Genomic DNA, 11,618 nt, shown 5'->3' on the forward strand with positions numbered 1-11,618 from the left:
CGTTCATAATAATAGGTTTTGCAATAATATTTATGACTTTATTTTCTGCTTTAGTGATAGGAAGTAATTCTATATCGGGCTTTATTCCATTTCTGGTATTCAGCTCTGTGGGCTGGATATTCCTGATCGTATCTGTCTGTCAGATATTCCGCCGTCCTGAAGGAGGACGCTATGCGACCATTGTATCTTGCTATGCAACACAAGAAACGACTGGTACCGGCGAGAATGAAACGACGTCCACAACACATTACTTTACAGTAAGATTTGACGATACCGGAGAGGTGATCGAGAATTTTACAGGCTCTATGTATGCTGATGTTTTCAAGACAGGATCAAGGGTATTTGTAGTAAAAAACAAAAAAGGAAGTTATGATGTTTTCTCTGCAGAGCCGCTTATAGCTTCCGGCATATACTCTCCCTCGAATATTTCTGCTGTAGAGTCTGAATACAAGTTGCCAGAAAGTGGAGCCAGAACTGCATTTATTGACAATATCAGCTTTTATGAGCTTTCGGATGCTGATGTTCAGTCTATAAAGTCTCTTAGGAAGAAACAGTTCAAAACACTGCTTATTGTTATTGCCTTTATGGCTATGATCCCATCGATCTTCATGACAGTGTTTTCCGGTATTTCTTTCATTCAGCTTATCATACTGACCGTATCTGCAGTTGTGATTGGATACTTATTCAAAAAGCTGTTGACAAGGGATCCGAGAGAAGAGTATTCAGCAAGACACGTTATAATAAAAGATAAGCGAACAGAAAGTGTTATGTATTCATCAGGTCAGAGCAGCAATACCAGTTTTTATACCTTTGAAACAACAGATACTCGTGAAATACTGAGTGATATAAAAGTCAATGACGAGGAAGCTCTGATTCGCAGAGTTGGTACCGAGGTCATACTTGCAAAAGATAAAAAAGGAATGTATAAGCTTTTCAACATCTGATAGACTTTCAAAAAAGCTCTTTAATATCAGTATAAGTTATGATGCAATCTTCGGATCACTTGCGGGAACGAGCAGAAACTGGCAATAACGGTGACGGGGATTCCTATGGAATACATGATTCAATGTTTTGGGGTAATAGGAAGATCTGCTGAAAATGCGATTCGCACGAAACAGTTTATTCCAGATTTTGAAAACAGCTTCACTGGCAAAATAAAGATTCGTTTTAGCAGCATTGTATTCGACGCAGATTATTATTTTCAATAACATTTTATGATAGAAAAGGATATAAAAAACCTGTAAGAGACATTTCCCTTACAGGTTTTTTTCATTCATATGGATGCATTATCAATATACGACGAAGCCGTATTTTGCTCTTGCATTGTTATAACCGTAGATGAGCTGATAAAGGATATTTCTGTCAGTGTTGTCAACAACATAGTCTCCGTTGATATCAGCTGCATACTGGCGAAGCAGACCATCGTACATTCTGTATGAGATATTTCCGCTTATGATATTATCCATAGCATCAAGGTCTTCATAGCTGAGGACTCCGTCTGCATTGGTATCGCCGAGCTTGAGCGGTCTTTCGGCCCATACGAATTTGTACGTGATGTCACCAATCCTGTAGCAGAGCTTTCCATCACTGCTATCATAGTAGTAATTAACGTTATTGTTCCATCTGATAATATTATTTCCATCGGAATTGCAGTCAGCAAAGGTCATTGTGTTGTTTGCGCCGAGTGACCTAATGAATACGCTGTGTGTCGGATTATCTTGTAGCTTATTGCCCTTGTAATAGCGGTCAACGCGGAGATGATCACCTATTTCGGGTATATAGGAAGTATCTGTGATACGCACATATGAATTGGTTCCGAAGTAATCATTTTGGAGCTTCTTTGCAAAGCCTGCACACTGGTAGTAAGGCTCCTCAATCTGCCAGTATGAATTAACGAAATACTTGAAAGCAGTGGGTCCCATTGGGAGATATGTAGATTGATCGTTGTTTATTGCAGTCCAGCTTGATGAATCAGGATCTCCTGTATTCCAGTAGCTTCCCTCGGGGAGCTTATATCTTTCGATAATACCAAAATCGTGCATACGTGTAGTTATCGCAGCAGTTGCCTGTGAAAGATCGGTATGATGCACCTTGATATTAACATCATCAAATGCTTTCTTGATAATATCAACTTTACCGGTTCCGTAGCGGTAATAGTCTACTGCTGCATTGATGACAGCATTGCGACAGTCAAGGAATGTGGCCTGTGTAGTATCACCTGTGTAGTATGCCATGGAGTTGTACCAGATATGAGCAAGGTCAATCTGCGGGATACCACCCTTGTACATCAGGTATGCGGCATGGTCGATGATAGTTGTGGCAAGATATGCCGGAGCCATGAGTGAACCGTACTGATAATTATCAGCAATCCACTGTGTGTTGTTTTTATAATCTAAGTAATTATCGTAGAATCCGAAATATATATTCTCGTAGAACTTATTGACTGTAGACTGCGGAGACTTCATATCTCTGAAAGAATACTTCTTGTTATACGCAGTATTGTCCTTGAACGCATCCGCAGCGACCATCCAATCGGGCTCTTCTTCACAGAGCTCGCCCATTATATCGCAGTAAGCTTCCATAAGAGCTTCTGTCTCTGTTTTGAGTCCGTGCGGCCACCATCCGAGCTTCTGATTGACAACAAGGTGTGTTAACTCATGACCAACTGAACCTACGTCCACGCCCATGCTATATGTTTGATCGCCTTCTGATCCAAAGTACAGCATATTTCTGTACTCATCAGGGCAGTTTGCATAGTTGTCAATTTTTATATGAGAGCGTGCATCACCTGGATGGTTGAACTCAAAAACATAAATTGACTGATCACCAGAGCCGCAAAAATCAAAATTGCTGTGACCGAGAGTATTCTTGTAGAAGTCATAAACTCTCTCTGTATTGTACAGAAGCTGAGCTTTGGTATTCCATGTCGACTCATCCTTCATCAATGGATCGAAGGAATTAAACCTAAAAACCTCGTTTGATGTGTCAGTTGGGGCAGTATAGTCAGCGTCAGAGACAACACTTATATTATTGCTCTTGTCGATGAGCCATAACTGAGAGTATTTATCGTACGCGCAATTAACATAATTGACGTTTCCTCTTAAATCAGTAAAACCTAATTGGGTTCCGTATACTAAATCGTAACCTGGATAGGTATTTGCTGCCTGTACAGACAATGCAGTCGGAACTAGCATACATAATGAAATGGCTGATGCCGCGATTTTTTTGAAATGTTTTCTCATTTGTTTCACTCCTATTACTTAATTTGCCGATCCCATAGCGAAGAAGGAAATCTTCGTATCATTTAGGGATAATATAAATATAACATAATGTAAAAAGAAATACTAATCAAAAATTGCGCTCATACATTAAACCACATTTATTATTGTGAAATAAACGAGCAGTAACAGTCTATATCTTTCTTTCACTTTTCACAGCTTTTTGATGATTCAATTTCAATCGGTTGCTAATTCACCTTAATCATCAGACTTGTGATTCTAAAAATTGAATAATAACTGATATTTTTGTCACTCACGGTAACTATAACGACTGCACTCCACATGCTGATCGTATTAATTATCAATTTGACAAGATTGGATTGAATACAAAAGCAGTATTTGCTGATAAAGCTTACGACAGCAATGGGATATACAAGGAAATGAATAATCTTATCCTGTTGCATGACTGGTGGCTTGCCGTCTACTGCTAATAACAAAGCAGCCTGCAAATTGCGCAGACTGCTTTTAGATATTACATAGAATTATTTTGTTTATTTCGTTGTCTACTTGACAGGGGACGGGTCACTGTACGGCACTGCTTTACATTTATTGTCTGCATACCGGACAACGATCAACCTAAGTATACATCAGCCAATCAATCGGCAAATTTATTGATATCAATGTCCGGAGAAGCGTCGATTTTCTCAGATACATATTTCCCATTTTTCTTATGCTGTTTAACACATTCGGTCAGAAGATATTCAATCTGTCCGTTGACCGAACGGAAATCTTCCTCCGCCCATGCGGCTAAATCATTATACAGCTTTTCCGACAGCCTGAGCGGAACCTGTTTTTTCTCTGCCATATCAGTACAGACTACCCGAGTTGACTATTGGCTGAGCGTCATGATTTCCGCAGAGCACTACGAGCAGATTGGATACCATTGCTGCCTTGCGTTCCTCGTCAAGCTCGACAACATTGTTTTCATTGAGCCTTTCAAGAGCCATTTCTACCATGCCTACTGCGCCGTCAACGATCATCTTTCTTGCGTCGATTATAGCAGAAGCTTGCTGTCTCTGAAGCATTACAGCTGCGATCTCGGGAGCATAAGCAAGGTAGGTTATGCGAGCTTCTATTATTTCAAGACCGGAATTCTGCACCTTAGCCTGTATTTCGTCGCGGATACGGGCTGCTACGACTTCGCTTGAGCCGCGGAGGCTTCCCTCGTCGGCGATGCCGTCACCTGTAGTATCAACATTCGGTGCAACGTCGTAAGGATAAAGACGTACAATGTTTCTCAGAGCCGTATCGCACTGGAGAGAAAGGTACTCCTTGTAATTCTCAACGTCGAAAACTGCCTTGGCGGTATCAACTACGCGCCATATAACGGCGATACCTATTTCAACAGGATTTCCGAGACAGTCATTGATTTTCTGACGGTTGTTATTGAGAGTCATTATCTTGAGGGATATTTTCTTTGAAGGCATCATAGCTGATCTGTAACCTGTCATAGGATTGGTGACAACAGTGCTGCCTGTTGTATCGCCCACATCGCCACTCTGACGGAGCTTTGTTGCGGCGGCTGGATTTACTGCTGTGCAGAACGGATTGACCCAGTAGAAGCCGTCACCCTTGAGAGTACCCTTGTACTTTCCGAAAAGTGTCAAAACTAGAGCCTCCTGAGGTTTTAATACCTTCAGTCCAAGGTAAGGTATCCAGCCTATGCAGAGCCATATCATGCCTATAATGCCAATCAATGGGTTTTCAAGAGTGATTCCTGCGATTATTGCAGGAATAGAGGCAAGATACAGAAGAGTGAAGATTATAACTGCTGACATACCGTTTTTTCTTGTTGATAATACTTTTTCTTTCATGATAGTTCTCCCTTTCATGTTTATAGATGAATGTATCTGATATCAATATGATATCATATTAATTTCGATTTGTCAAGATTAAATTATATGAATCAGCAATTTGCACAACAAGCCTTTATTATAGCATACGATATGATATGACGAGATTCGTGTAATACATCGGCTGATTAAAAACTCTAAATTAGGAAAAAGAGATAGATTACGAATATACTGGAATGAAGCGTGGCCTAAACGAGAAAAGGACATTTTTTGTATATCGTAATACCGAAAACAGGCCAGACAATTGAAGCCTAAGCCGTTAATATCATCAGTCATTGGAAAAAGGGGAGAGTAATCAAGGTACCGTCTATGTTTGTAAAAAGCTCATTAGTAATTTGCCAAATACACAAAGTTAATCTAAATGGGATGTTGTTATTTTAATAAATTTACCCAACCTACGCTCCTTTAATTAAATGTTTGTTTTTGTATGGTATACGTAATGTATATCTTGCATTCGAATTAACATTACGTCAAGGTAACATTGTGTACTATAACAATAATAAACAATAAAATTTTATGTTTAAAAAATAATATGGCATTTGTGTTGTGAAATGTGCCGAAATTTCAGCGATTTGAATACAGTTACTTGAATTATATTACATAATATAGTATAATAATTAATGTAGCTTTCTGGATTATTGCTCAAAACTCATGAAAATAATACATTATTTATAACAGCAAGTATTCAAACATTTTTCGGAGCATGTTTCATAAGTACAAACAAATTATTTTTTCAGATAAGGGTTTATAATTTGAAAAAAGCTACATTTAGTATTTTAGGAAAACAGAGGTGGGAAATTTGAATCAAAAAAATGAGAACAACACCCAAACAAAAACTTCAGCAAATAAACCTTTAACTGTTATAGGCATTATTTTGTGTGTAATACTTTTGCCGATACTTATCGTTAATGTCACTCTTATAATAAAAAGCTATGTTAATAAAGACGAAGTTCCAAGTATCGGAAAAAAGGTTCCGATGATAGTTATGACTGACTCAATGTATCCTGTTATTCACAGCGGTGATCTTATAATATGCAATAGGGTAGATACGTCTGAAATTAAAGAGAAAGATGTAATATCATTTTTTGATCCGTCAGGAAATGGTACAAGCGTGGTAACTCACCGTGTCGTTGGTATAACTGAGGAAGATGGTGTCCTTGCATTCAAGACCAAAGGTGATGCCAACAATGCAGAAGATCAGCAGGCTGTCAAAGCCGAGAAAGTAGTCGGTGTTTACAGCTTCCGTATCCCAAAAGCAGGTCATGTTGCAATGTTCATGCAGACAACCGCAGGACTGATAATTTGCGTTATACTGCCGCTAATTCTTTTTGTGGGATATGATGTGATACGCCGCCGAAGATTTGAAAAGGCTAATCAGGCTGATACAGCGGCTCTTCTTGCAGAACTTGAAGAGCTTAAGGCACAGAAGGCTGCAAAAGAAAAAGACGTTCAATAGTTTCATATTATCAAAGTTATTCTTCCCTCGACCGCCACATCGGGGATGGATATAAATATCTTCCCCATGGCTTGCCATTAAGGGAAGAATAAGCTGCCGAAAGGCAAAGTAACGTGAAAGGAGTATTCACATGAAAAAGAATAGGGCAATGAGAGCAGCAGGGGGGTTGCTTATAGCTACTCTCCTTTCAACAAGTGCTGTAAGCGGAACATTCGCAAAGTATGTAAGCAAGGGCTCAGCAGGTGATACTGCAAGAGTTGCTAAATGGGGCGTTGTTATTACAGGTTCAGGCAATCTGTTTTCAAAGAATTATCTTAATGGAACAACCAATACGCCTACCACATCGACTACTGCTAATGCAATCAGCGTAGAGAGCTCAAATACAGATATGCTCGTAGCTCCCGGAACCAAGAGCGACACAACCGGACTTTCTTTCGGTATCACAGGCAAACCTGAGGTGGATACACGTGTTAAGGCTACTATTGAAGCCAAGGACGTATATCTTGCAGCCGGTACCTACGCTGTTATGAAAAAAGTCGCCGTAAACAGCGACACCTTCACAGGAAAGGTCACAAGCGGCATATACACCAAGAGCGGTACTGCTTACACGAAAGTCGCATCAACTGCTGCATTTGACTCAAGTGCTACATACTACGAGATCGACACCGATACCGATGCCGTTGTAGCAACCGGCGGATATTATCCTGTTGTATTCACATACACAGGCGACGGTTCTGCCCATACTGCAAACGCTGTTGCAGCTGCAGTAGCTGCAGCTCTTAACGGAGGTACTGCTGTTACAGGAACCACCGCAAGCGGAACAACTACATATACTCTCAGTAAGAATTATGATTCAAACACTGATCTTGGCACTGCTCTCGCTACTGATGACGAAAAAATAACCTGGGAATGGATATATAATAACGAAATTGATACCACATGGGACAATGTTGATTTTGAAGACACCATTCTTGGCGATCTTGCAGCAGGCACAGAGGTCGTTTCCGTTGGTGACGGCGGCGCTGTAACCGTCCTTTCAGTAGACGGAACTACAGGCGTTGTAACATCAGGATCAACGGAGGTCGGCTGTATCAGAACGACATTCAATGTTTCTATCGAGGCTGTTCAGATCGACTAAGTACATTCAAAATAATGCATGATGCATAATAATTATCGGAACGAGCAGGCAGTTGTGGCGTTGCCTGCCGACGTTTCGGTGATTTCGATGTGCTGAGCATATAAGGGCCCGGCATATCGAAGTTACCGCACAATTACTTCTGAGAGGAGATGACTGCTATGTACTCAAAAAAGAAAAAGAATTCGGTTTTGGCTGTAATTGCAGTTATTCTCACTATTCTGGACATCGCCTCTCTTGTTGTTTTGTTTTCGAGAACGAAAAGCTTCTGGGAAGTTCAGTTCCCAAATGTTATCCCTCTGACAAGGTCAAATGGCACTACAGTGGTGACTACAAAAACTATGAGTTCTGCTGAGAACACAAAGGTCTCGTTTGATGAAAATGAAAATATGTATCATGCTGTACAGCTTGGAAATCCCGGCTTCAAGGCTTATGATAAGGATACTGTATGGCTTTCGGAGACCAGTGTGGAAATATTCAGGCTGACTTATGACAGCGAAAACGGTATTACTGTAAAAGGCACGGACGATGACAAGCTTATTGCTCCGGGAACGTCAAATACTTATTCGTTTACTCTTGAAAATACGGGAGATGTGCTTCTTGACTATGATATGACTATGGAAGCTTATGTCACCGGTACAGACCTTGAGCTCCCTGTAAAAGCCCGTGTATGGGATTATACTAACAAGTATCTTCTCGGCAATTCTGATGTAAAAGAAGATGTTCTTGAGCTTAATAATGTTGAAGATCATTCAAAGTTGAGTGCAGGTCGTTTTGCTGTATATAATCTTGAATGGGAATGGCCTTATGAGTGGGGCAACGACGAGTATGATACTCTTCTTGGAAATTTGGCGGTCGATGATAATCTGGCGCTTACAATAAAGATAAATACGATAGCGACTGCTGATGACGCAGTAATAAGTCCTGAAAATAACAATAATAATCCTATTACGCCAACACTGCCGTCACAAAACAATGATACGGAAAAGGAATATGGTCTTGAAGGAAATGTTCCTGCACCTAAAACAGGTGTGCTGCTTAGTGCTGTTCCTACTGTGCTCCTGAGCGCTGCACTTGGTGCTATGCTTTTAGCGAGACCAAGACGCAAGGAAAATGAGGACGATGAACAAAATGAATAAGTGCAGATTCATTGCACGTATTATACTATTTGTGGTTATAAGTATTATTATCGGTTTGAAGCTATACAGCTGGAATGCCAGAACTCTTATAGGCAATAAAATGCCGATGCCTTTCGGCTATGGATTTTCGGTTGTATTATCGGGCAGTATGGAGCCTGAACTGAAAGTAAATGATTTGGTTATCATAAAAAAGCAGAAAAGCTATCAGAGTAATGATATTATCGTATATCAAGATGATAATTTGCTTGTAATACATAGGATTATTGAGATAAACGGTGAAACCGCCATTACAAAGGGTGACGCAAACGAAGTTAATGATCCTGAGATCTCAACTACACAGATTAAAGGAAAAATGGTCATGCATATTCCTTTTATTGGCTGTATAGTGCAGTTTATCAAATCAACGATAGGAACTGTTTTGGTTCTTTTAGGAGCAGTAATATTGTTTGAACTTCCTTATGTACGTGAAAAACGTAAGACGATTTCTGAACAGGAAAGAATTAAGGAAGAGATAAGACGACTAAAGGATGAATAAATTTAAAGGGGTGAGGGTTTATGATAAATAATACTGCAAATCATATAAAGCCTCGCTCTGGATCTACAGGAATTGTATATAAAGTTTTGGGCATACTGCTGATTATGACATTAATATCCATGAGGCTTGTATGCGGGATGCTTGCAAAATACACTTCAAATGGTTTTTATAATGGAAGTGCACATGTAGCTAGAATGGCAACTGTTAAACTTCATGAGCATAAAGTGTATTTGGAAGATGGAGTGTATTTTCTGGATAATGACACAATTGTTGAAACAAATGAATATGACACAGTATTGCCAGGTGTGAATATACCAAAGGATGCATATATTCAGCTTGATGGTAACAGTGAAGTTGATTGTGACTTATATATTGAAGTGGTGAATACAAATCTTCCCGACGAGGTAAGTTATACAATAGGAACGAGCTTTGAAGCTGAAACATCATTCACGCCTTTACACGGAGGAATAATATATAAGTACAAACAAGTGATACAGCCTGGAGTTGCGCAGACAATCGCTCACATATTCAGCAATGATAGTATCCGCGTAGGTGATTCTCTTCGTGACAATACGGATAAAATTAAAAATGCCGGTCAGTTCAAAATAGAAGTTTATGCCTATCTTGTACAGATAGATTAAGATAAAGGTATGTACGCCGAAAGGAAGTCATACACCATGCGAAAACAAAAATACAGGATCATAATACCTATAGTGCTAATTATAATAGGTACTATAACAGGGCTGGTAGTTGCAAAATATATTGGAAGTTCAAATAAAGTAGGGAACTTTTTTGTGGCTGCCGAATATAATACGCCTGTTATCAATGAAACCGTGAAAACAGATACGGACGGTTTTAAGTATAAAACAGATGTCAGCATAACAGCAGGGGATAAGGAATATCCAGTATATGTCAGAGCGGCGATTATTGTCACGTGGCAGGATGCAAACGGAAACGTTTATGGTTATCAGCCTGTTGAAGGAACTGACTATACTTTGGAATATAATGACACCGATTGGGAGTACAATTCTGCTGATGGGTATTATTACTTTAAATCAGCTGTGGCAAGCGGAGCAAGTACGTTTCCGCTTATAAGAGCAGACCAGAAGCTTAAGCAAATCAAAACTGCTCCTACAGGATATGAGATGAATATCGAGATACTTGCACAGACTATACAAGCAGTGGGAAATACAGATACAGATACAAGTGTCACTGCCGTATATGATGCCTGGGGCGTACAGATTGACAATTGATCATTTTATCATAAAATAGAAAGGGGGATCGGTATGAAAACCAGAAGACGTAAATTAACATGCTTTTCTTTGGCTTTTCTATTTATTATCATGTCTGCGTTTGAAATAATCAAGGTTTTTGCCGTTGCCTCTGAAGATGTCGTTACTGCGATTATCAACTATTATTACTATGATGAACAGAAACCGGATCACAAGGGAACTTCGCCTTTTCCGTCCTTCGTTGCAAATATGCCAAAAGATTCACCTAGCATAACGCAGAAAAGCCCAATAGTTCCAGGCTTTTCGCCTTGCAATATCAGTAAAGAACATCTTCCGAGTGTTACTATTGAATTTGATAAAGACAGCGAAACTGATGTTTTCTATTTTCCTGCCGAAGTTGATTATGTCATCAGACTATATACGCAGGAACTGAACAATGATGATTACTCTCTTCAGGAAATCATCAGCAACAAGGGCGTTACAGGTTCCGAGCCTGAGGAATTTGGTGATAACTTTCATTTTAGTGCAGACTACAATATTACAAGTCTTAGAAACAAAACCCTCGATAATGCTTTCGAAGGATTCACTTTGATGTATCATGTTCCTGAAGTAATTGCTGCGGACGGTTCGACAGAGTTTGAATGTTACTATGACCGTAACTATTATCTTGTCGATCTTGACCTTGGTGACGGTGCTTACGGCGTTGAACCACTGTATGTTCCGTACGAATATCCAATATCGCTTGGCACTCCAGTCAAAACAGGATACCAGTTTGACGGTTGGGATATCAAAAGAGAAGATACAAACGAAGCACTTACTGAACTTCCCACAACAATGCCGGCTTATAACATACATTGCAAAGCTAATTGGAAGGCCATAAACAATGTAAACTACAGGATAGTTTACTACAATGCCGAAGTTGATGACGGCTCTGGCGTTACAAAGTACAATTACTGGGGAGATAAGATGCTTTCTGCGCTTCCTGATACC

General features: G+C 39.8%; 11 protein-coding genes. 8 read left to right on the forward strand and 3 right to left on the reverse strand.

All coding sequences use genetic code 11. From position 1 onward, the window contains the following. The coding region (locus J6U00_RS13605; RefSeq protein WP_296582705.1) for a hypothetical protein at positions 1-944 on the forward strand (944 nt) is incomplete at its 5' end. Between the two features lie 345 nt (positions 945-1,289). Here the strand turns inward: J6U00_RS13605 and J6U00_RS13610 are convergent. The 3 genes from J6U00_RS13610 to J6U00_RS13620 all read right to left on the reverse strand — a co-directional run bounded on the left by J6U00_RS13610 (position 1,290) and on the right by J6U00_RS13620 (position 5,092). Continuing rightward, positions 1,290-3,242: a M4 family metallopeptidase gene (locus J6U00_RS13610; RefSeq protein WP_296582707.1), complete on the reverse strand. Its 1,953-nt coding sequence runs from the start codon at positions 3,240-3,242 to the stop codon at positions 1,290-1,292. A gap of 631 nt (positions 3,243-3,873) precedes the next feature. Next, positions 3,874-4,083, reverse strand: a complete 210-nt coding sequence (locus J6U00_RS13615; protein WP_296582709.1) for a PTS ascorbate transporter subunit IIC — start codon at positions 4,081-4,083, stop codon at positions 3,874-3,876. 1 nt (position 4,084) lies between these two features. Then, positions 4,085-5,092 (reverse strand): SPFH domain-containing protein, encoded by a 1,008-nt coding sequence (locus J6U00_RS13620; RefSeq protein WP_296582710.1) that lies wholly within the window; start codon positions 5,090-5,092, stop codon positions 4,085-4,087. 838 nt (positions 5,093-5,930) lie between these two features. Here J6U00_RS13620 and J6U00_RS13625 point away from each other — a divergent pair. From J6U00_RS13625 to J6U00_RS13655, 7 genes are all read left to right on the forward strand, one after another. Then, positions 5,931-6,587, forward strand: coding sequence for a signal peptidase I (locus J6U00_RS13625; RefSeq protein ID WP_296582712.1), 657 nt, complete (start codon positions 5,931-5,933; stop codon positions 6,585-6,587). A 130-nt stretch (positions 6,588-6,717) separates the two neighbouring features. Continuing rightward, the gene (locus J6U00_RS13630) at positions 6,718-7,725 is read left to right on the forward strand and encodes a hypothetical protein (RefSeq protein WP_296582714.1); all 1,008 of its coding nucleotides are present in this window, start codon (positions 6,718-6,720) and stop codon (positions 7,723-7,725) included. A gap of 158 nt (positions 7,726-7,883) precedes the next feature. Further along, positions 7,884-8,861: a hypothetical protein gene (locus J6U00_RS13635; RefSeq protein ID WP_296582715.1), complete on the forward strand. Its 978-nt coding sequence runs from the start codon at positions 7,884-7,886 to the stop codon at positions 8,859-8,861. Beyond that, entirely contained in the window at positions 8,854-9,396 is a 543-nt protein-coding gene (locus tag J6U00_RS13640) for a signal peptidase I (protein ID WP_296582717.1), read from the forward strand. Before J6U00_RS13635 ends, J6U00_RS13640 begins: the two co-directional genes overlap by 8 nt. 20 nt (positions 9,397-9,416) lie before the next feature. After that, complete coding sequence (locus tag J6U00_RS13645; RefSeq protein ID WP_296582719.1) at positions 9,417-10,037, forward strand: hypothetical protein; 621 nt, start codon at positions 9,417-9,419, stop codon at positions 10,035-10,037. A 36-nt stretch (positions 10,038-10,073) separates the two neighbouring features. Next, positions 10,074-10,649, forward strand: a complete 576-nt coding sequence (locus J6U00_RS13650; protein ID WP_296582721.1) for a hypothetical protein — start codon at positions 10,074-10,076, stop codon at positions 10,647-10,649. A gap of 33 nt (positions 10,650-10,682) precedes the next feature. Then, a partial coding sequence (locus J6U00_RS13655) for a hypothetical protein (protein WP_296582722.1) occupies positions 10,683-11,618 on the forward strand: 936 nt, incomplete at its 3' end.

The organism is Ruminococcus sp. (assembly GCF_017650195.1).
In the GTDB taxonomy this organism is placed as follows: Bacteria; Bacillota; Clostridia; order Oscillospirales; family Ruminococcaceae; genus Ruminococcus.

Bases quoted from the DNA above. Each gene is read 5' to 3' on its own strand.
- J6U00_RS13635 (WP_296582715.1), top strand. From the start codon at position 7,884: ATGTACTCAAAAAAGAAAAAGAATTCGGTTTTGGCTGTAATTGCAGTT.
- J6U00_RS13650 (WP_296582721.1), top strand. From the start codon at position 10,074: ATGCGAAAACAAAAATACAGGATCATAATACCTATAGTGCTAATTATA.
- J6U00_RS13620 (WP_296582710.1), bottom strand. From the start codon at position 5,092: ATGAAAGAAAAAGTATTATCAACAAGAAAAAACGGTATGTCAGCAGTT.
- J6U00_RS13645 (WP_296582719.1), top strand. From the start codon at position 9,417: ATGATAAATAATACTGCAAATCATATAAAGCCTCGCTCTGGATCTACA.
- J6U00_RS13640 (WP_296582717.1), top strand. From the start codon at position 8,854: ATGAATAAGTGCAGATTCATTGCACGTATTATACTATTTGTGGTTATA.
- J6U00_RS13630 (WP_296582714.1), top strand. From the start codon at position 6,718: ATGAAAAAGAATAGGGCAATGAGAGCAGCAGGGGGGTTGCTTATAGCT.
- J6U00_RS13615 (WP_296582709.1), bottom strand. From the start codon at position 4,083: ATGGCAGAGAAAAAACAGGTTCCGCTCAGGCTGTCGGAAAAGCTGTAT.
- J6U00_RS13610 (WP_296582707.1), bottom strand. From the start codon at position 3,242: ATGAGAAAACATTTCAAAAAAATCGCGGCATCAGCCATTTCATTATGT.